Annotated in this window: 20 protein-coding genes; 14 read left to right on the top strand and 6 right to left on the bottom strand. The window is 73.1% G+C overall.

The genetic code is table 11. The features are described from left to right. Positions 1–43: 43 nt before the first annotated feature. The 3 genes from uraD to ACFY2K_RS05720 form a co-directional block, all read right to left on the bottom strand. Positions 44–547: a 2-oxo-4-hydroxy-4-carboxy-5-ureidoimidazoline decarboxylase gene (gene uraD / locus ACFY2K_RS05730; protein ID WP_375891449.1), complete on the bottom strand. Its 504-nt coding sequence runs from the start codon at positions 545–547 to the stop codon at positions 44–46. A 248-nt stretch (positions 548–795) separates the two neighbouring features. Continuing rightward, positions 796–1,176 (bottom strand): helix-turn-helix domain-containing protein, encoded by a 381-nt coding sequence (locus ACFY2K_RS05725; protein WP_375891450.1) that lies wholly within the window; start codon positions 1,174–1,176, stop codon positions 796–798. After that, positions 1,173–1,418 (bottom strand): thiamine-binding protein, encoded by a 246-nt coding sequence (locus ACFY2K_RS05720; protein WP_375891475.1) that lies wholly within the window; start codon positions 1,416–1,418, stop codon positions 1,173–1,175. The genes ACFY2K_RS05725 and ACFY2K_RS05720 overlap by 4 nt, the downstream gene beginning before the upstream one ends. Before the next feature lie 218 nt (positions 1,419–1,636). Between ACFY2K_RS05720 and ACFY2K_RS05715 the strand changes: the two genes are divergently transcribed. The 14 genes from ACFY2K_RS05715 to ACFY2K_RS05650 all read left to right on the top strand — a co-directional run bounded on the left by ACFY2K_RS05715 (position 1,637) and on the right by ACFY2K_RS05650 (position 17,115). Beyond that, a complete protein-coding gene (locus tag ACFY2K_RS05715; RefSeq protein WP_380593701.1) occupies positions 1,637–2,479 on the top strand; it encodes a TIM barrel protein in 843 nt (280 codons plus the stop codon). A 141-nt stretch (positions 2,480–2,620) separates the two neighbouring features. Beyond that, the gene (locus ACFY2K_RS05710) at positions 2,621–3,514 is read left to right on the top strand and encodes a 2-hydroxy-3-oxopropionate reductase (RefSeq protein ID WP_380404843.1); all 894 of its coding nucleotides are present in this window, start codon (positions 2,621–2,623) and stop codon (positions 3,512–3,514) included. A 456-nt stretch (positions 3,515–3,970) separates the two neighbouring features. After that, positions 3,971–5,113: a glycerate kinase gene (locus ACFY2K_RS05705; protein WP_375891453.1), complete on the top strand. Its 1,143-nt coding sequence runs from the start codon at positions 3,971–3,973 to the stop codon at positions 5,111–5,113. A gap of 113 nt (positions 5,114–5,226) precedes the next feature. After that, positions 5,227–6,585, top strand: a complete 1,359-nt coding sequence (gene allB, locus ACFY2K_RS05700; RefSeq protein WP_380529154.1) for an allantoinase AllB — start codon at positions 5,227–5,229, stop codon at positions 6,583–6,585. Between the two features lie 124 nt (positions 6,586–6,709). Next, positions 6,710–7,984, top strand: coding sequence for an allantoicase (gene alc / locus ACFY2K_RS05695; protein ID WP_380529152.1), 1,275 nt, complete (start codon positions 6,710–6,712; stop codon positions 7,982–7,984). 68 nt (positions 7,985–8,052) lie between these two features. Continuing rightward, positions 8,053–9,513 carry a catalase gene (locus ACFY2K_RS05690; RefSeq protein WP_387709773.1) on the top strand — a complete coding sequence of 487 codons (1,461 nt, stop codon included), beginning with the start codon at positions 8,053–8,055 and terminating at the stop codon, positions 9,511–9,513. Positions 9,514–9,871: 358 nt separating this feature from the next. Next, positions 9,872–10,651: an IclR family transcriptional regulator gene (locus tag ACFY2K_RS05685; protein ID WP_375891457.1), complete on the top strand. Its 780-nt coding sequence runs from the start codon at positions 9,872–9,874 to the stop codon at positions 10,649–10,651. Between the two features lie 235 nt (positions 10,652–10,886). Further along, complete coding sequence (locus tag ACFY2K_RS05680; protein ID WP_380404861.1) at positions 10,887–11,804, top strand: metal-dependent hydrolase; 918 nt, start codon at positions 10,887–10,889, stop codon at positions 11,802–11,804. A gap of 181 nt (positions 11,805–11,985) precedes the next feature. Continuing rightward, positions 11,986–13,104 carry a PDR/VanB family oxidoreductase gene (locus ACFY2K_RS05675; RefSeq protein ID WP_387709771.1) on the top strand — a complete coding sequence of 373 codons (1,119 nt, stop codon included), beginning with the start codon at positions 11,986–11,988 and terminating at the stop codon, positions 13,102–13,104. Between the two features lie 12 nt (positions 13,105–13,116). Next, positions 13,117–14,028, top strand: a complete 912-nt coding sequence (locus ACFY2K_RS05670; RefSeq protein WP_387709769.1) for a M24 family metallopeptidase — start codon at positions 13,117–13,119, stop codon at positions 14,026–14,028. Further along, positions 14,025–15,758: an SDR family oxidoreductase gene (locus ACFY2K_RS05665; protein WP_387709767.1), complete on the top strand. Its 1,734-nt coding sequence runs from the start codon at positions 14,025–14,027 to the stop codon at positions 15,756–15,758. Before ACFY2K_RS05670 ends, ACFY2K_RS05665 begins: the two co-directional genes overlap by 4 nt. Positions 15,759–15,853: 95 nt before the next feature. Continuing rightward, positions 15,854–16,051, top strand: a complete 198-nt coding sequence (locus ACFY2K_RS05660) for a type II toxin-antitoxin system VapB family antitoxin (protein ID WP_380404873.1) — start codon at positions 15,854–15,856, stop codon at positions 16,049–16,051. Next, on the top strand, positions 16,044–16,460 hold the full coding sequence (locus tag ACFY2K_RS05655) for a PIN domain nuclease (RefSeq protein WP_380529140.1): 417 nt from the start codon (positions 16,044–16,046) through the stop codon (positions 16,458–16,460). The genes ACFY2K_RS05660 and ACFY2K_RS05655 overlap by 8 nt, the downstream gene beginning before the upstream one ends. A 34-nt stretch (positions 16,461–16,494) precedes the next feature. Beyond that, on the top strand, positions 16,495–17,115 hold the full coding sequence (locus ACFY2K_RS05650) for a LysE family translocator (protein ID WP_380529138.1): 621 nt from the start codon (positions 16,495–16,497) through the stop codon (positions 17,113–17,115). Between the two features lie 33 nt (positions 17,116–17,148). Here the strand turns inward: ACFY2K_RS05650 and ACFY2K_RS05645 are convergent, their stop codons facing one another. The 3 genes from ACFY2K_RS05645 to ACFY2K_RS05635 form a co-directional block, all read right to left on the bottom strand. Next, entirely contained in the window at positions 17,149–17,448 is a 300-nt protein-coding gene (locus ACFY2K_RS05645; RefSeq protein ID WP_375891465.1) for a hypothetical protein, read from the bottom strand. Positions 17,449–17,564: 116 nt separating this feature from the next. Further along, positions 17,565–18,755: an XdhC family protein gene (locus ACFY2K_RS05640; RefSeq protein WP_387709765.1), complete on the bottom strand. Its 1,191-nt coding sequence runs from the start codon at positions 18,753–18,755 to the stop codon at positions 17,565–17,567. 92 nt (positions 18,756–18,847) lie between these two features. Then, positions 18,848–20,332 carry an NCS2 family permease gene (locus ACFY2K_RS05635; protein WP_387709763.1) on the bottom strand — a complete coding sequence of 495 codons (1,485 nt, stop codon included), beginning with the start codon at positions 20,330–20,332 and terminating at the stop codon, positions 18,848–18,850. Positions 20,333–20,406 lie beyond the last annotated feature (74 nt).

Below are 20,406 nucleotides of genomic sequence, written 5' to 3'. Positions count from 1 at the left end.
CCGGGATGGGACGCCCTTCCTGCCGAGCATTCTTGACGATGCGTCAGGAACCGTCGAGGAGGCGGCTCAGCCGGATGTCGTTGATCTTGCGCAGCTCGCCCCGGACGATCTCCGCCTCGGTGGCGGGGTCGTTGGGGTGGCGCTCGCGCAGGGCCGTGAGCATGGTGACCGCGGTGCGGCCGGTCGCGCAGATCAGGAACACGTGGCCGAACTTCGCCTCGTAGGCGGTGTTGGCCTCGTGCAGTTCGTCGAGGACCGCCCGGTCCACGCCCTGGATGCCGGCCTGTTCGCGCTCGGAGGTGGCGTCGCCCTCCTTGGGCCGGCCGATCCGGGCGTGTCCGGCCATCGCGTCGCGCAGGTCCGCGACGGTCAGCGCGGCCATGGCCGCCGCGTTGGCGGCGAGCAGGGCCTCACGGCTGGGCCAGGGTCGGGTCTGTGCGACGGCGGCGGCCCAGCGGGGGCTGGAGCATACCTCCAGCAGGATCTCCTCCAGCTTCGCGGCATCGGCCGCGGCCAGGGAGTCGAGGGCGTGGGGGTGGTTGGTCACGAGTGGACCTCCTGAAGAGTGGTGCCACCCGGAAAAGCTAGATCGGCCCCACCCTGCCGTCAACAGTTTGTTGAACCCTTGGTGGTTACGTTTTGAACCGGGCCGCGCTGCGGGGCCCTTTCGTGTGCGATTCGCCAAGTGTGCCCCGCCGTGGGCCGGTCGAGACTGTCCACAGCGGCGGGGTCACCCGTCCGCGAACCCCTCGTGGGTTCCTCGCGAGCTCTTCGCGGGGAGCCCGCGAGTCGCGCTCAGGACGGCTTCGTGCCGTCCTGGCGGTTCAGGTAGTTGTACACGGTGAAGCGGCTGACGCCCAGGGCCGAGGCGACCGTCTCGACCCCGTGGCGGACGGTGAAGGCGCCGCGCTCCTCCAGGAGGGCGACGACCCGCTGCTTCTCCCAGCGGTCCAGCTCGGCCAGCGGGCGGCCGTCGAACTGGCGGGCCATCTCGGCCAGCAGCCGGTCCAGCGCACTGCTCAGGTGCGGCAGCCGGACGGCCAGGGCCGGGGTGCCCTCCCACTCCAGGACGACGTCCTCGGCCTTCGCCTCGTCCAGTGGGACGGGCGTCGCGCCGACCGCGTCCAGCAGCGGCTTGACCGCCGCGGCGAGCGGGTGCTCCACGTGCTCGGTCACGGCGTACCGCCCTCCTCTCCCAGCACGCTCACCTGGACGGAGATGCGGGTCGCCCCGGCGTCCAGGGTCTCCCGGAGCAGCCGGGTCACCGCGGCGAGGACCTGGTCGGCCTCGCCCTCGGCGCCGGTCCCGAAGGGGCCGACCGCCACGTCCAGGCCGGCCTCGTCGACGACCTTGCGGGCCGTCGCGGCGTGCTCGGGGAACGTGTCCAGTTCGAACGGTTCTGTCGTGAACTCCACCATCAATCGCACCCGCTCACTCTAGCGAGCGGGGGTGGGCGGGGGCAGGGCCTGGGCGATCGAACAGTCGCGGGGCCGGTGGGCGGACCCCTCGGAGCCACTTCAACAAAATGTTGCGGCAGCCTTGACACCCGCTCGGCGGGCCGGAGATGCTTCCACTACACAGAATCCCTCTTCCGGATCGTGGAAGTTGCGGATGAAGGAAGAGAGAGTGAGAGGTGATGGACGTGACGGCGGCTGCCAAGCACGGCTTCACGGTCAACCTGTCGATCCTGTTCGGCGAACTCCCGCTGCTGGAGCGCCCCGCGGCCGCCGCCGCGGCCGGCTTCACGGCCGCCGAACTCTGGTGGCCCTTCGGCACCGAGCACAGCCCGGGCCGGGCCGAACTCGACGCGCTGCGCAAGGCGTTCAGTGACGCGGGCGTCCGGCTCACCGGCCTCAACTTCCTGGACGACCTCAGCCAGGGCGCCCGGGGAACCGTCTCGGTCCCGTCCGAGCGGGAGCGCTTCCGGGCCAACGTCCCGGTCGCCGCGGAACTGGCCGCCTCGCTCGGTGCCACCGCGCTCAACGCGCTGTACGGCAACCGGGTCGAGGGCGTCGAGCCGGCCGAGCAGGACGCGGTCGCACTGGAGAACCTGGTGCTCGCGGCCCGGGCGGCCCACGAGATCGGTGCCGTCCTGCTGATCGAGGCCCTCAACGCGGCCGAGTCCCCGGACTACCCGCTGGTCTCCGCGGCCGCCGCGGTCGAGGTGGTCGACAAGGTCAACGCCGCCACCGGCCTGGGGAACGCCAGGTTCCTCTGCGACCTGTACCACCTGGCCAAGAACGGCGAGGACCTGGCGGCCGTCATCGACACCTACGCCGACCGGATCGGCCACGTGCAGATCGCCGACAACCCGGGCCGCAACGAGCCCGGCACCGGCGGGCTGGACTTCGAGGACCTGTTCACCCGGCTCAGCGCGGCCGGCTACAGCGGCTCGATCGGCCTGGAGTACCGCCCCTCCACCGGCGTCAGCGCCGACAGCTTCGACTGGCTGCCGCGCGAGCTGCGCGCCGCCCGCTGACCCGGCGCCCACTCCGCCGGCGCCCACTCCGCCGGCCGACCCGGCGCCCCCGGCGCCCGTCCGGCCCGGGTACGCGGCGTACCGCGGCGCCCGTCCGGCCCGTCACCCCTCCCCACCCGTACACGTAAGGAACCCGACGCGATGAGCGCCTCCCGCAAGATTGCCTTCGTCGGCCTCGGCATCATGGGCAAGCCCATGGCCGTCAACCTGGTCAAGGCCGGCCACCACGTGACCGGCTTCGACCTTTCCCAGGCCTCTATCGACACCGTGATCGCGGCCGGCGGCCACGGCGCCGCCAGCATCGCCGACGCGGTGAAGGACGCCGAGGTCGTCATCACCATGGTCCCGGCCGACCCGCACGTCGAGGCGGTCATCCTCGGTGAGGGCGGCGTCCTGGAGAACGTCCAGGCCGGCACCCTGGTGATCGACATGTCCTCGATCACCCCGCAGACCTCCATCAAGGTCGGCAAGGCCGCCCGGGAGAAGGGCGTGCGCACCCTGGACGCCCCGGTCTCCGGCGGCGAGGCCGGTGCGGTCGAGGCGGTGCTGTCGATCATGGTGGGCGGCGAGGCGGCGGACTTCGCCGAGGCGAAGCCGCTGTTCGACGCGCTCGGCACCACGGTCGTCCACGTCGGCCCCGACGGCGCCGGCCAGACCGTCAAGGCCGCCAACCAGCTGATCGTCGCGGTCAACATCCAGGTGCTCGCCGAGGCCGTGGTGTTCCTGGAGAACGCCGGCGTCGACCTCGCGGCCGCGCTGGACGTGCTCGGCGGCGGCCTGGCCGGCTCCACGGTGCTCAACCGCAAGAAGGCGAACATGCTCAACCGCGAGTTCGCCCCCGGCTTCCGGATCGACCTGCACCACAAGGACATGGGCATCGTCACCGACGCCGCCCGCGCCGTGGGCGCCGCGCTGCCGGTCGGCGCCGTGGTCGCCCAGCTGGTCGCCTCCGCCCGGGCCAACGGCGACGGTTCGCTCGACCACTCGGCGCTGCTGCGCGGCGTCGAGCGGCTCTCGGGCCGCGAGGTCGCCTGACCCGAGGGGTCGAGGCCCCACAGACTCCTCCTGGTGGCGTGTACCTGATCCGGTCGTGCCCGCGCCACCAGGAGGCCAGACCCGACCGGCGTGCGGGCAGGGGCTCATCCGCCCGCCCGCCGGTCGATCCAAGCCGGTGACGCACACACCCTCCCCCGGGGGCACTTCGGTCGTGCCAGCGGTGCGTCGCCTGGCCCCCTCCTCGCCGAGGGGAGCCCCTCGAACGTCGGAAGCGGGTCGAGGGGAACGGCGGGGAGGGGGTCGCACCCCCTACGGGACCGGCGCTCCCACGGAAGCGACGATCCTCCGGGACCGGCGCTCCCGCGGGAGTCCGGCCCCGGGCCGGGCCGCACCGCCCGGCCAGGGGGGTCGCAACCCCGGTGCCACCGGACCCATGCTTGTCCGGACCCATGTTCGTGGAACACCGCCCGACCCGCACGGAAGTGAGGACCACCGATGCCCCCCACCCCCCTCAAGGGCCACGTGGTCGTAGCGCCGGACAAGTTCAAGGGCACCCTGGAGGGTGCCGAGGTCGCCGCCCGGATCGCCGCCGGCATCCGGCGTGCCGCACCCGGCGCCGACGTGCGCGAACTGCCCGTCGCCGACGGCGGTGAGGGCACCCTGGCCGCGGCGCTCGCGGCCGGGTTCGACCGCGTCCCGGCCAAGGTGGCCGGTCCGACCGGCCTGCCGGTGGACGCCGCGCTGGCCGTCCGCGGCGACACCGCCGTGGTCGAACTGGCCCAGGCCTCCGGGCTCGCCCGGCTGCCCGGCGGCCGGACCGCCCCGCTCGCGGCCGGCTCCTACGGCGTCGGCCAGCTGATCGCCCGCGCGGTGTCGATGGGTGCCAAGCGGATCGTGCTCGGCCTCGGCGGCAGCGCCTGCACGGACGGCGGGGCCGGCATGGTGCAGGCGCTCGGGGTCCGGCTGCGGGACGCCGACGACGTCGAACTTCCGCCCGGCGGAGCCTCGTTGCGCCGCCTGGAGCGGATCGACCTCGGCCCGCTGGCCGAGCTGCTGACCGGGGTGGACGTCGTGGTCGCCTGCGACGTGGACAACCCGCTGCTGGGCCCGCGCGGCGCCACCGCCGTCTACGGCCCGCAGAAGGGCGCCGACGGCGACGACCTGGTGGTCCTGGAGCAGGGGCTGACCCGCTTCGCCGACCGGGTGGCCGCGGTGACCGGTCGGGACGTGCGGGAGGCCCCCGGCGCCGGGGCCGCGGGCGGGGTGGGCTTCGCCGCCCTCGCCCTGCTCGGCGCCACCATGCGACCCGGTATCGAGCTGCTGCTCGAACTGCTGGGTTTCGACGAGGCCGTGCGTGGGGCACGCCTCGTCGTCACCGGTGAGGGCTGCCTGGACGCTCAGACGCTCCATGGCAAGGCCCCCGCCGGAGTCGCCGCGGCGGCTGCCCGGGCGGGGGTTCGGGTGGCCGCCGTGGCGGGTCGGCTGGAGCTGTCCGAGCCCGAGTGGCGGGCGGCCGGCTTCACCGCCGCGGTCGCCCTCACCGACCTGGCCGAGCAGCCGGGGGACAGCATGACCAGGGCCGGCGAGCTGGCCGAGGTGGCGGGGGAGCGGCTGGCCGTGGAGCTGCTGCCGGGCTGAGCCCTCGTACGTTCCTCCATTGACGTTTTGTTGAAGGCGGGCCTAGGCTCCCGGCAATCCTTCGACCCCACCCGTGTTCCGCCACCCCCAACTCCCAGGTTCCGGAGGTCCCCATGCCGATCAGCCAGCCAGCGGTGATCCGCTCCCGCCGGGCGGTGCTGCCCGAGGGCGAGCGCCCCGCGGACGTGCTGATCCGGGACGGCAGGATCGAGCAGGTCGCCGCCCACGGATCGCTCGTGGTCGGCGACAGCGACCTCGTCGACCTCGGCGACACCGCGCTGCTGCCCGGCCTGGTCGACACCCACGTACACGTCAACGAGCCCGGCCGGACCGAGTGGGAGGGCTTCGCCACCGCCACCCGGGCCGCCGCGGCCGGCGGCGTCACCACGATCATCGACATGCCGCTCAACTCCGTACCGCCCACCACCACGGTGGCGGGGCTGGACGTCAAGCGGAAGACCGCCGAGGGCCAGGCCTGGGTCGACCTCGGCTTCTGGGGCGGGGCCGTGCCCGGCAACGTCCCGGACCTCGAACCCCTGCACCGGGCGGGCGTGTTCGGCTTCAAGAGCTTCCTCGCCCCGTCCGGCGTCGACGAGTTCCCGCACGTCGAGGCCGCCGACCTGGAGGCCGCGCTGGCCGAGCAGGCCCGGATCGGGGCACTGGCGATCATCCACGCCGAGGACCCGGCCGTGCTGGCCGCCGCGCCGCAGCAACCCGGCGTCCACTACCGGGACTTCCTCGCCTCCCGCCCGGCCGGCGCGGAGACCGCCGCGGTCGCCCACCTGCTCGACACGGCCCGGCGCACCGGTGCCCGGGTGCACATCCTGCACGTCTCCTCGGCGGCCGTGCTGCCCCTGCTGCGCCGGGCCCGCGAGGCGGGCGTGCGGGTCACCGCCGAGACCTGCCCGCACTACCTGACGCTCGCCGCCGAGCAGGTGCCCGACGGCGACACCGCCTTCAAGTGCTGCCCGCCGATCCGCGACGAGGCCAACCGGGACGCCCTCTGGCAGGCCCTGGCCGACGGCGAGTTCACCGCCGTCGTCTCGGACCACTCGCCGTCCACCCCCGACCTCAAGCTGCTGCCCGAGTTCGGCGGCAGCGGCGACTTCGCGGCGGCCTGGGGCGGCATCGCCTCGCTCCAGCTGGGCCTGCCCGCCATCTGGACCGAGGCCCGCCGACGCGGCCACACGCTCGCCGACGTGGTGCGCTGGATGTCCGCCGGACCGGCCGAACTGGTCGGCCTCACCGGCACCAAGGGCGCCATCGCGGCGGGCTGCGACGCCGACCTGGTCGCCTTCGACCCCGACGGGGAGTTCGCCGTCCACGCGGGCGAGCTGCACCACCGCAACCCGGTCACCCCGTACGCCGGACGGACCCTGAGCGGCGCCGTGCGCACCACCTGGCTGCGCGGCCGGGCGGTGGACACCGGGGCCGAGCCCTTCGGCCGCCAGCTGCTGCGCCCCGCGGACTAGCCCGGCGGACGGCCCGGCGGACCAGCCCCCGGCGGATCGGCCCCCGGCGGATCGGGCCCTCGCTTCGGTCCCTCGCTCCGGGCCTGCCAACTCCCTTACCCACCAAGCCTTCCGAGGAGAGTCAGTGACCACTGCCGACACCCCGAGCGCTCCCTTCACCGAGCTGGTCAACCTGGCCTCCCGGCTGCTCGGCGCGGGCGTCGTCGCCACCAACGAGGACACCTTCGCGGACGCCGAGAACCTGCTGGTGGCCAAGCCGGCCGAGTTCCGCCCGCACACTTTCGGCCACAAGGGCCAGATCATGGACGGCTGGGAGTCCAAGCGCCGCCGCGGCGTCTCCGCGGACCAGCCGCACCCCACCGACCAGGACCACGACTGGGCGATCGTCCGGCTCGGCGTCGGCGGTGCGATCCGCGGCGTGATCGTCGACACCGCGCACTTCACCGGCAACTACCCGGAGAGCGCCGTGGTCGAGGCCGCCTCCGTCCCCGGGCACCCCTCGCCCGAGGAGCTGCGGGCCGCCGAGTGGACCGTCCTCGTGCCGCGCACCCCGCTGCGGGGCGACACCGCCCACGAGTTCGCCGTCCAGGACGACTCCCGCTACACCCACGTGCGGCTCAACATCTACCCGGACGGCGGCGTGGCCCGCCTGCGGGTGCACGGCGAGGTGCTGCCCGACCCGCGCGAACTGGACGGCCTCACCTTCGACCTGGCCGCCCAGGAGTACGGCGGCGTGGCCGAGGCGGCGTCCGACCGCTACTTCTCCTCCCCGCACAACCTGAACGCTCCCGGTCGCGCCTCCGTCATGGGCGAGGGCTGGGAGACCCGTCGTCGGCGCGACAAGGCCAACGACTGGGTTCAGATCGCCCTGGCCGGGGGCGGTGAGGCCCTGGCGGTCGAGGTGGACACCACCCACTTCGTCGCCAATGCCCCCGGCTGGGCCGACCTGATCGGCTTCGACGCCTCGACCGGGCAGGCCGCGACCTCGCAGGCGCCGGCCGACGGCGAGTGGTTCGAGATCCTGCCCCGCACCCGCCTGCAGCCCGACACCCGGCACCGCTTCCGGCTCGACGTCGGCCGCCCGGTGACCCACGTGCGGATCAACGTCTACCCGGACGGCGGCCTCGCCCGCCTGCGGCTCACCGGCCGCCTCACCGAGGCCGGCCGCGCGGCCCTCGCGCTGCGCTGGTTCAACGCCGTCCCGGCCGCGGAGGCCGCCGCCGCCCTCGTCGACGCCGGCCTCGGCGCGGAGGAGGCCGCCGTCCTGGCCGCCGCCCGCCCGCTGGCGGACCCGGCCGCGGCCACCGCCGCGGTCGCCGGCCTCCAGCCGGCCGACGGCCCGGACGGCGAGCACTCCGCCCGCCGCCGCTCGGCGCTGTGGCGCCTGCTGGGCGTCTGAGCGGGGCTCGCCCGCCCGCCCGCTCCACCTCTCCACGCACCGCCTTATCGACACCTGAAGGACCCTCCATGTCCAAGATCCTGACCACGGAGTCCGGCGCCCCGGTCGCCGACAACCAGAACTCGGCCTCGGCCGGCGAGTACGGCCCGCTGCTGATCCAGGACCAGCAGCTGCTGGAGAAGCTGGCCCGGTTCAACCGCGAGCGCATCCCGGAGCGCGTCGTGCACGCCCGCGGCTCCGGCGCGTACGGCTACTTCGAGGTCACCGACGAGGTGTCGAAGTACACCCGGGCGGCGTTCCTGTCGGAGGTCGGCAAGCGCACCGAGGTCTTCCTGCGCTTCTCCACGGTGGCCGGCAACCTCGGCGCCAGCGACGCGGTGCGCGACCCGCGCGGCTTCGCGCTGAAGTTCTACACCGAGCAGGGCAACTACGACCTCGTCGGCAACAACACCCCGGTGTTCTTCATCAAGGACCCGGTCAAGTTCCCCGACTTCATCCACTCGCAGAAGCGCGACCCGTACACCGGCGTGCAGGAGGCGGACAACGTCTGGGACTTCTGGGCCCACTCGCCGGCCTCGACCCACCAGATCACCTGGCTGTTCGGCGACCGCGGCATCCCCGCCTCGTACCGCCACATGAACGGCTACGGCTCGCACACCTACCAGTGGGTCAACGCCGAGGGCGAGGCCTACTGGGTGAAGTACCACTTCAAGACCAACCAGGGCATCCGCAGCCTGGACGGCGACCAGGCCGCCGAGGTGGTCGGCGCCGACGCCGACTCGCACCAGCGCGACCTCCACCAGGCCATCGAGCGGGGCGTCTTCCCGTCCTGGACCCTCTACGTCCAGCTGATGCCGGTCGCCGAGGCCGCGGACTACCGCTTCAACCCCTTCGACCTCACCAAGGTGTGGCCGCACGCCGACTACCCGCTGGTCAAGGTCGGCCGCCTGGTGCTCAACAGGAACCCGGAGAACGTCTTCGCCGAGGTCGAGCAGTCCGCGTTCTCGCCGAACAACTTCGTGCCCGGCATCGGCCCCTCCCCGGACAAGATGCTCCAGGGCCGGCTGTTCGCCTACGCCGACGCCCAGCGCTACCGCCTCGGCGTCAACCACACCCTGCTGCCGGTGAACACCCCGCACGCCACCGAGGCCGCCAACTACGGCCGGGACGGCCTCATGGCCGTCAACAGCGCCGGCCGCGGCAAGAACTACGAGCCCAACTCGTACGACGGCCCGGCCCAGACCGACGGCGCGCTCGCGGCGCCGGTCAAGGTCGACGGCTACACCGGCACCTACACCACGCCGGCCCACACCAAGGACGACGACTTCTTCCAGGCCGGCGAGCTCTACCGGCTGATGTCGCAGGGCGAGCGGACCCGCCTGATCGACAACATCGCCGGCTTCCTGTCGCAGGTCAGCCGGGACGACGTGGTGGAGAAGAACCTCGCCCACTTCCACGCCGCCGACGAGGAGTACGGCGCCCGCCTGGAGGCCGCCGTCGCCAAGCTCCGCGCGGGCGACGAGGGCTGACCCTCCGCGGGCCGACCCTCCTCGCACACTCCGCACCGACCTTTCGCACCGACCTTTCGCACCGACCTTTCGCACCCTCAGGACCGCCGGGGCCCGCACCCCGGCGGCTCCACGACGGGCCCCTCCCCCCGGGCAGTGGGGGAGGGGCCCGTCGGGCTTCGCGGGGGCGCTGCGGCAGGGGAGGTGTCGGGTGCGGGTTCCGTTCGTGCGTGTGCGCGGGGCCCCTTGTACCAGCCGACCGGCCGTGCTCCACGGAATGTTCACGGATATTCACGGACGGCAGCCGCCCGGGGCCCGGGGTGGATAGGCTGGAGACCGCCCGCGGTCGCTCCGTGGGGGGACATCGGAAGGGGACGACATGTCGACACCAGCCCCGGGTCGTCACGCCGCGCTGGACCAGGGCCCGACGGGCCCGTTCACCTCCCTGCAGCACGCCCTCAGACTGCTGGAGGCCGTCGACCGGCACCCCGACGGCGCCACCCTGGTCGGGCTCGCGCGGGAGACCTCGCTGGGCCTGCCGACCGTCCGCCGGCTCGCCGAGATCCTGGAGATCGAGGGCTACCTCCAGTGCCAGGACGGCGGTTGGGTGCTCGGCGGCACCTTCGCCCTGCTCGGGCAGCACAACCGGGAACAGCTCGTCAAGGCCCGGCTGAACCGCAAACTCGCCGAACTCCGGGACGAGTTGGGCGCCGCGGTCTACTTCACCCGGTACCACGACGGGGAGTTGTCGGTCGAGGCGGTCGCCGCCGCCGACTACGCGCCCGCCGTCCAGGAGTGGGTGGACTTCCGTGCCACCGCGCACGCCAGCGCGATCGGCAAGTGCCTGCTCAGCCAGCTCGACGCGGACGGCCGGCGGGACCACCTCTCCCGGCACCCGGTCGCCCGGCTGACCTCCCGCACCGTCACCGATGCCGACCAGCTGATGCACCGGCTGGAGCGCCAGCCCGCGACGGTGCCGGTGCTGGACATCCAGGAGTACGCGCTCGGCACCGTCTGCGCGGCGGTGCCGATCACGGCGGGCAGCACGGTCGGCTGCCTGGCCACCTCGATGCCCGTGGACAACATCCACAAGCTCAGGGCCGCCGCCGAACTGCTGGCCGCCCGGGCGGCGCCGCTGATACTGGCGATGGCGGTCTGAGCACCGCTCGCTCGTGGGGCCCCGTCGGACGCGTCGTCCGGCGGGGCCCGCGCGCTTTCCGCGGGAGGGTTGCCGCGGGAGGGTTTCCGGGGGTGGGTTTCCGGGGGTGTCCCGCGGTGCACATCACTTATTAGACTCGATGTCGATAAGAGGTGCCGAACCCCTTGTCCCCATCGCTACCGGCGAGTACGTTTCCGAGAGTCGAGCCGCCGCCCCCAGGTCAGGAGGGCCTGCCATGCCCCGCCCCACCCCCGTCCCCGCCGTCGCCGCCCCCGCTGCGCGGGTGCACGAGAGCCTCGTCCTGGAACCCCGGGACGTCCGCTTCGACTGGGCCCGGCTGCCGCTGCACTGGATCCCGGACGAGCCGATGGCCACCCACGTGATCAACGTGCTGCACCTGCTGCTGCCCGAGGGCGAGCGCTGGTTCGTCAAGGTGTTCAAGGAAGCGCTGCCGCTGATCCGGGACGAGCAGCTGCGCGAGGAGGTGCTCGGCTTCATCGGGCAGGAGGCCATCCACGCCGAGGCCCACCAGGAGGTGCTCGACCACCTGCTCGGCCAGGGCCTCGACCCGCGCCCGTACGTCCGGCAGATCTCCTGGCTGTTCCAGCGCGTCCTCGGCGACAAGCCGGGCCTGACGCCGGCGCAGCGGCGGGAGAACGTCATCGAACGGGTCGCCTTCGTCGCGGCGATCGAGCACTTCACCGCCTTCCTCGGCAACTGGGCGCTCAACTCCCCGGGCCTGGACCGGGCCAAGGCCGACCCGACGATGCTGGACCTGCTGCGCTGGCACGGCGCCGAGGAGGTCGAGCACCGCAGCGTCGCCTTCGACCTGATGGTCCACCTGGACCCGGGCTACCTGCGGCGGGTCCGCGGCATGGCGATCTCCGGGCCGCTGCTGGTGCACCTCTGGGTGCGCGGCGCCCGCTTCCTGCTCGCCGCCGACCCGACCCTGGAGGGGCGGCTCAGGCCCACCTGGCGGGAGGCGAGCCGGATCGCCAAGCGCGGGCTGCTGCCGGATCCGGTCCGCTCCCTCCGCTCCGGGCTGCGCTACCTCCGGCCGGGCTACCACCCGACCCAGGAGGGCTCCTCCAGCCAGGCGCTGGGTTACCTCGCCACCTCCCCGGCCGCCCGGGCGGCGGCCGGGCGGGGCTGACGGGGAGCAGCTGACGGCTGACAACTGACAGGTTTCAACGAACAGCGAACGTTATCTGTTCGCTGAAATCTGAAATCTGAAATCTGTCAGGTGTCAGCCGTCGGCCGTCAGCTGCCGCCCGCCGCCCGCCGCCCGCCCGCCCCCGCCGCCCTTCCTCTCTCCCCGCCAAGGACCCGCCCGGATGGACCTGCTCACCCCGCCCCCCGACCTCTACGGCCGCCCCCGCGCCGACGGCTTCATGCGCTGGCTCACCGCCTTCGGTGACCGCTACTCCCCGGCGCTCGGCGGCCCGCTGCTGCGCCGCAACCCCCGCCGCCCGCTCAGCCGCCCCACCCCGCTGCTCCGGCTGGTCGTCGCCGAGCGCCGTCAACTCGCCTCCGACGTGATCGAGTTGACGCTCGCCGACCCCTCCGGCGGGCAACTGCCGTCCTGGCAGCCCGGCGCCCACCTGCGGCTGGCCCTGCCCTCCGGCCGTGAGCGCCACTACTCGCTCAGCGGCGACCCCGCCGACCGCCGGCACTACCGGATCGCCGTCCGGCGGTTGCCCGGGGGCGGCGGAGGGTCCGTCGAGGTCCACGACGCCCTGCACCCCGGCGCCCGCCTCGCCGCCCGCCGCCCGCGCAACGGCTTCGCCTTCTGTGCCGAGCCCGCCGTCCTGCTGCTCGCCGGCGGCATCGGTGTCACCCCGCTCCTCCCGATGGCCCGCGAGGCCCAACGGCACGGCCTGGACTGGACGTTGGTGCACGTCGGCCGCAGCGCCGACACCCTCCCGTACAGCGACGAGCTGCGCGCCCTCGATCCGCGCCGGGTCGTGCTGCGCACGGACGACGAGCACGGCGGCGTCCCCACCGGCGCCGAACTCCTCGCCCACGCCCCGCACGGCGCGGCCGTCTACTGCTGCGGCCCGGCCCCGATGCTCGCCGCCGTCCAAGCGGCTCTGGACGAATCCACCTCCACCGCCCTGCACTTCGAGCGCTTCGGCGCCGCCCCGGTCACCGACGGCCGGCCCTTCGCCGTCCGGCTCGGCGCCGACGGGCCGATCCTGGACGTCCCCGCCGACCGCTCCGCCCTGGACGTGCTGCGCGAGGCCCGCCCCGACCTCCCGTACTCCTGCCACCAGGGCTTCTGCGGCACCTGCGAGGTCCGCCTGGTGGCCGGTACGCCCGAGCACCGGGACCGCCGCCTCACCCCCGAACAGCGCGCCGCCGGCGCCCTGCTGCCCTGCGTCTCCCGCGCCGCCGAGGGTGAGACCCTCGTGCTCGACCTCGACCTCGACCTCGACGCCGACCTCGACGTCTAGAAGGAGCCCCCGATGCCCCCGACGGCGCATGCGATGCCGACGTTCTCCTACTCCGAGCGCGACCTCGCCCGCTTCCGCGAGACCCAGCAACTGGCGTACCACTGCGCCGAACAGGTCGCCGCCTGGATCGAACCCGGGGTCACCGAGCGCCAGACCACCGCCGAGCTGCGCCGCCGCCTGGTCGCCGCCGGGGTGCAGGACTTCTTCCACGTCCCGTTCGCCTGGTTCGGCGACCGCACGGCGTTCCGGCACTTCCACACCCCGCTGCAGTTCTTCGCCGGCGGCCGCCGCCTGGAGGAGGGCATGCCGTACGTGCTGGACTGCGCGCCCGTCGTGGACGGCTACACCGCCGACATCGGCTACGGCGGCAAGGTCGGCGAGAACCGGGTCTGGGACCGGCTGGCCGCCGACCTCCGGGTCTACCGCGAGCTGATCCTCACCGAGGTGCGCGCCCGCAAACCGCTCGACGAGGTGTACGCGGCGGTGGACGCGCAGATCGCCGCGCACGGCTACGACAACCGGCACCAGGTCTACCCGGGCCGGGTGATCGGCCACCAGGTCACCCGCACCACGGCACGTGGCCCGGCCGGGGTGAATGTCTTCGGCTTCGGCGTGCGCACCCTGCAGACCCTCGGCCGCGAGCTCATCTCCGAGCGCCTGCACGGCCGTTCGCCGCTGTGGGCGGACGGGCGGTCGTCCCGGCACGCGCCCACCCCGGGGCTGTGGGCGGTCGAGCCGCACATCGGCTTCCGCGGTGTGGGCATCAAGTTCGAGGAACTGCTGGTGGTCACCGAGGACGACGCCTACTGGCTGGACGACGACCTCCCGCACGTCCGCCGCTGGACCGCCGCCGATGCCGAGTCAACCACCCTCGCTGCCAGTAGTGCCACCGTCGAGCCGACCGCCCAGGAGGCCACCCGATGACGACCCCCACCCGCCGCCGGACCGTCTACTCCGGCGGCATCCCGCTCGCCGTCTTCGAGCAGGGCGACCCCGAGGCCCCCACCGTCCTCCTGGTGCACGGCTACCCGGACACCCACACCGTCTGGGACGACATCGCCGCCGACCTGGCCCGCGACCACCACGTGGTCCGCTACGACGTGCGCGGCGCGGGCGAGTCGGGCGCCCCGGCGCACCGAGACGGCTACCGCCTGGAGCAGCTCGCCGACGACCTGTTCGCCGTCGCCGACGCCGTCAGCCCGGACCGCCCGGTCCACCTGGTCGCCCACGACTGGGGCTCGATCCAGTCCTGGGAGGCCGTCACCACCCCCGGCGCCGAGCGCCGGATCGCCTCCTACACCACCCTGTCCGGCCCCAGCCTGGACCACATGGGCTTCTGGCTGCGCCACCGGATGCGCCGCCCCACCCCGCGCCACCTGCGCCAACTGCTGCACCAGGGCGCGCACTCCTGGTACATCACCGCCTTCCACCTGCCCTTCCTGGCCCCGGCCGTCTGGCGCCTCGGCCTCGCCCGGGCCTGGCCGCGGGTGCTGCGCGACCTGGAGCACGTCACCCCGCGGGCCGACCACCCGCAGCGCACCCTGCGCCGCGACGCGGTCCGCGGCATCGAGCTTTACCGGGCCAACTTCCGCCCCACGCTGGGGAGTCCGCGGGAGCGGCCGACCGAGGTGCCGGTCCAGCTGGTCACCCTCACCCGGGACCGCTACGTCGGCACCTACCTCTCCGAGGGACTGGAACGCTGGGTGCCCCAGCTGACCCGCCGCACGCTGCACGCCGGCCACTGGTCGGCGCTGCTGGAGAAGGGAGCCGCCGTGGCCGGCATGGTCCGCGAGTTCACCGCCCGGATCGACACCGGGAAGGCGGACGGGGCCCAAGAGTCCTACGGTGACGGCCGGTTGGTGGTGGTCACCGGTGGCGGCAGCGGCATCGGCCGGGCCACCGCGCTGGCCTTCGCCGAGGACGGCGCCCGGGTGGTGGTCTGCGACCTCGACCTCGCGGCCGCCGAGCGCACCGCCGAACTCGCCGCCCTGGTCGGCCCGCAGGCGCACGCCTACCAGGTGGACGTCTCCGACGGCGCCGCGATGGACGCCTTCGCGCAGCGCGTCGCCGCCGAGCACGGCGTGCCCGACGTGATGGTCAACAACGCCGGCATCGGCCACTCCGGGACGTTCCTGCAGACGACCGAGAAGGAGTGGCAGCGCGTCCTGGACGTCAACCTCTGGGGCGTCATCCACGGCTGCCGCGCCTTCGGCACCCTGATGGCCGACCGGGGCCAGGGCGGCCACATCGTCAACGTCTCCTCGGCCGCCGCCTACCTGCCCGCCAAGGCGCTCACCGCCTACGCGACCAGCAAGGCCGCCGTCTTCATGCTCTCCGACTGCCTGCGCGCCGAGTTCGTCGGCCACGGCATCGGCGTCTCGACCATCTGCCCGGGCATCGTCAACACCAACATCACCCGCACCTCCACCTTCTCGGCGACCACCGCCGACGAGCAGTCCGCCAAGCAGGCCCGCGCCGCCAGGCTCTACGCCCGCCGCGGCTTCCCGCCCGAGAAGGTCGCCGGCGCCATCGTCAGCGCCGTCCGCACCGGCAAGCCGGTCGTCCCGGTCACCCCCGAGGCCAAGGCCGCCCGCCTCCTCTCCCGCCTCAGCCCCGGCCTCCTGCGCCTCGCCGCCCGCCTCAACATCACCTGATCGGGCGAACTTCACCTGATCGGCCCCAACGGGCCTGCGATATCAACTATCATCGATTGTGATATCGCAGGTCTGTATTCCTTTGGAGGCGACTCATGGCTCGCACCGTGATAGACGTCAACGACGAACTCCTGGCCGAGGCCGCCGAGATCTTCGGCACCACGACCAAGGTCGCCACCGTCAATGCCGCCCTTGAGGACGCGGTAAAGCGTCGCAAGGGCAAGGAGTTTCTTGCGTGGCTTGCCGACGGCGGGCTGCCCGACCTGACTGGTCCGGTGGACAAGAGTGAGTGAGCACTTCCTCATCGACAAGTCCGCTTTCGCTCGCTACCCCAAGCCCGCGATCGGGGATGTCATCGACAGGTTGTTCAATCAAGGGCGCCTCGCGATCTGCGGTGCGGTCGAGCTGGAGATCCTGTACAGCGCCCGGTCCAAGGCGGATGCCGACCGAATCCGGGACGGCCTGCGTGGCTTCGGCTGGTTCTCCACACCCGACGAGGTGTGGGACCGGGCCATCGAGGTGCAAGCCCTGCTGACAACCGCCGGCAACTGGCGCGCGCTGTCCGTGGCAGATCTCATCATCGCCGCCACGGCTGAGCGTCATGGCGCGACCGTCCTCCACTACGACGGCGACTACGACATGATCGCCGCCGTCACCGGCCAGCCCACCGAGTGGGTCGTCCCGCCGGGGACGGCGGACTGAGGGTGTCTCCGGGGTTGTGAGAGCATCGCGGCCCATGGAGATGACAACGGCCCTGTGGTCCTTCGCCCTCGTCGTGGGGCTGCTCACCCTCACCCCCGGGCTCGACACCGCGTTGATCCTGCGGACGTCCGCGCTGGGGCGGCGGCGGCAGGCGTGGGGGGTGGTGCTGGGGATCCAGACCGGGACGCTGATCTGGGGGACGCTGACCTCGGCGGGCGTGACGGCGCTGCTCACCGCCTCGCAGGTGGCGTACGAGGTGCTGCGCTGGGCCGGTGCCGCCTACCTGGTGTGGATGGGCGTCGGGATGCTGCGCGAGCGCGGGGCGCAGGCCGAGGCCGAGGAGGAGTCGGCCGAGGGCGGGTTCGTCCACGGCTGGCGGCGCGGGACGCTGACCAATCTGCTGAATCCCAAGGTCGGGGTGTTCTACGTGGCGGTGCTGCCGCAGTTCATCCCCTCCGGGGCCCCGCACTTCGCCGCCGGGGTGGCGCTGACCGGCGTGCACGTGGTGGAGGGCGTGCTGTGGTCGACGGTCCTGGTCGGCTTCGCCCGGGTACTGCGGGGCTGGCTGCGCCGCCCGGCCGCCCGGCGGGTGATGGACCGGGTGACCGGTGCGGTGGTGGTGGGCTTCGGCCTCAAGCTGGCGCTGGCCGACTGAGCCGAGCCGCCGTACCGGATCGGGTAGCCGGGTTCAGGCCGGGGTGAGCCGCCGCAGCCCCTCGCGCAGGTCGTCGGCGTTCATGCAGATGCGGACGTCCACGTTCGCTTCGAGTCGCAGCCAGAACGGCTCGCAGATCGCGACGACGGAGGCCTCGTCCGGTACGTCCACGACGAGCAGCATGCCGCGGCGGCCGTCGCCGCTGGCGAAGAAGTACGAGGCCTCGGGCTTGAGTTCGCCGAGGACGCGTTCCAGTTCGGCGCCCATCGAGCCGTCGGCGATGAGCTTGTTGGAGGCAGCGGTGTCGAGGGTGACATCCAGCAGGGCGCGCATGGTCCCCGCTCCTTCCCCGGGCTCGGGGTGAGTCCGCACCTCCAGCCTCCCGCTGCCGACTACCGTCCGCAACGTCACCCGGACGGTCGCAGCGAGTGGCCGGACGCGGGAGGGCGTCACGCCGCGTGCGGCGAGCGCCGCTCGACGGGATCCTCGGCCGGCAGCGGGGCGGCGGTGTCGTGGTGGATCGGTCCGTTGCCGGCGCTCAGCGGCAGGCAGCTGCCGCCGCGGCGGTGGGCGATGATCTCGGCGGCGACCGAGACGGCGGTCTCCTCGGGGGTGCGGGCGCCGAGGTCGAGGCCGATGGGGGAGCGCAGCCGGGCGAGTTCGGCGTCGGTGAGGCCGGCGTCGCGGAGCTTGGCCTGCCGGTCGCGGTGGGTGCGCCGGGAGCCCATGGCGCCGACGTAGCCGACCGGGAGGCGCAGGGCGCGTTCGAGCAGCGGGACGTCGAACTTGGCGTCGTGGGTGAGCACGCAGAGCACGGTGCGGCCGTCGATCCGGCCGAGCTGGGAGTCCAGGTAGCGGTGCGGCCAGTCGACGACGACCTCGTCGGCCTCGGGGAAGCGCCGGGTGGTGGCGAAGACGGGCCGGGCGTCGCAGACGGTGACGTGGTAGCCGAGGAACTTGCCGATCCGTACGACGGCGGCGGCGAAGTCGATCGCGCCGAAGACGAGCATCCGGGGCGCGGGCACGTAGGACTCGACGAAGCAGGTGACCGTCCCCTGTTCCTGTTCGTCGCAGGGCCGGCCGTCGAGGCCGAGCACGATCCGTCCGGTGCGTCCGGCGTCGAGCATGGCCCGGGCCTCGGCGACGAGGGCGCGTTCGAGGGCGCCGACGGTGGACGGTCCGACGCTGAGCGCGCCGTGCTGTGCGTCGGCGGTGACGGCGAGGGTGGCGCCGACGAGTCCGGCCGGGCCGTCGATCACCCGGGCGAGGGCGACGGGCGTGCCGTCGGCGATGTGGCGCAGGCCGGTGTCCAGGCCCGGGTCGGTGCCGGGCACGATCGGCTGGACGAACACGTCCAGGATCCCGCCGCAGGTCAGGCCGACGGCGAAGGCGTCCTCGTCGCTGTAGCCGAAGCGTTCCAGGACGGGTTCGCCGGATTCGATCGCGGCCTGGCAGAGCTCGTAGACGGCGCCTTCGACGCAGCCGCCGGAGACGCTGCCGACGGCCTCCCCGGCGGCGTCGACGGCCAGGGCCGCCCCGGGGTCGCGCGGGGCGCTGCCGGAGACGCTGACGACGGTGGCCACGGCGAAGGAGCGCCCGGACGCGTGCCAGGCCTGCAACTGCTCGGCGATGTCCTGCATGTCGGATGCTCCTTACACGTTTCGACAGTAGCGGGAGACGCCGCCGTACGGGAAACGATCCCGTACGGCGGCGGTGATGATCAGAAGGGCACTCAGTGCACGCCCAGCCAGGACTTGACGGGGCTGAGCGCGAAGTACACGACGAACACCGCGGTGAGGATCCACATCAGCAGGCCGGGCTCGCGCCACTTGCCCTGGCCGGCCTTGATCACCGAGTAGGAGATGACGCCGGCGGCGACGCCCGCGGTGATGCTGTAGGTGAACGGCATCAGCACGCAGGTGAGGAAGGCCGGGATGGCGACCTCGCGGTCGGACCAGTCGATGTGCCGGGCCTGGCTCATCATCATCGAGCCGATCACCACGAGGGCGGCGGAGGCGACCTCGACCGGGACGATGCCGGCCAGCGGCGAGAAGAACAGCATCAGGGCGAACAGGCCGCCGGTGACGGTGGAGGCGAGGCCGGTGCGGGCGCCGTCGCCGACGCCGGTGGCGGACTCGACGAAGACGGTCTGTCCGGAGGCGCCGGCCAGGCCGCCGACCGCGCCGCCGGCGCCGTCGATGAACAGGGCCTTGGACAGGCCGGGCATCCGGCCCTGCTTGTCGGCGAGCCCGGCCTCGGTGCCGACGCCGATGATGGTGGCCATCGCGTCGAAGAAGCCGGCCAGCACGAGGGTGAACACGGCCACCGAGGCGCTGATCGCGCCGAGGCCCTTGCCGCCGAAGGCGCCGAACAGGTCGACGTGGCCGAAGAGGCTGAAGTCGGGGGCGGCGACGGGGCTTCCGGGCCACACCGGGGCGGAGTTGCCCCAGGCCTTGGCGGGGAGGTCGGCGAGCTTGTTGACGACGACGGCGACCACGGTGCCGCCGGCGATGCCGATCAGGATCGCGCCGCGCACGCCGCGCGCCATCAGCACGAAGATCGTGAGCACGGTGAGGCAGAAGATCAGGACGGGCCAGCCGGAGAGCTCGCCGAAGGGGCCGAGCGACAGCGGGGTGGGGCCGCCGGTGTGCACGAAGCCGGCCTTGTAGAGCCCGATGATGGTGACGAACAGGCCGATGCCGATGGTGATCGCGTGCTTGAGCGGCAGGGGGATGCCGTTCATGATCTTCTCGCGCAGTCCGGAGACCACCAGCAGCACGATCAGCAGGCCGTAGATCACGCACAGGCCCATGGCCTGGGGCCAGGAGGTGTGCGGTACGACGAGTGCGGAGACCGCGCCGGAGACGGAGAGGCCGGCCGCCAGGGCGAGCGGCACGTTGCCGACCACGCCCATCAGGATGGTGGTGACGGCGGCCGCGAGGGCGGTGGCGGTGGTCAGCGCGGCGTGGTCGAGCTTGACGCCGGTGACGTCCGCGCCACTGAGGATCAGCGGGTTGAGCAGGATGATGTACGCCATCGCCATGAACGTGGTGAGGCCACCGCGTAGTTCGTTGGCGAGGGTCGAGCCGCGGGCCGAGATCTTGAAGTACGCGTCGAGCGCGCCCTTGGGCTCTGCTGTCGAGGGCGAGGGGTGGGTCTCGTCCTCGGCGGGTCTGTCTGCTTCAGTGGTGCCGGGCTCCGTGGGGATCCTGGTCATGTCCACTCCCAAGTGTCAAAGGGGGTTGGGGTGGGCGAGCCGACCTGACTGCCAGTCAACGAAGTTGGCACAGG

It is taken from the genome of Kitasatospora sp. NPDC001309 (assembly GCF_042896295.1).
GTDB lineage: Bacteria > Actinomycetota > Actinomycetes > Streptomycetales > Streptomycetaceae > Kitasatospora.
Note: the sequence above shows the minus strand (reverse complement) of the source record. Positions and strands in the feature narration are given on the sequence as shown.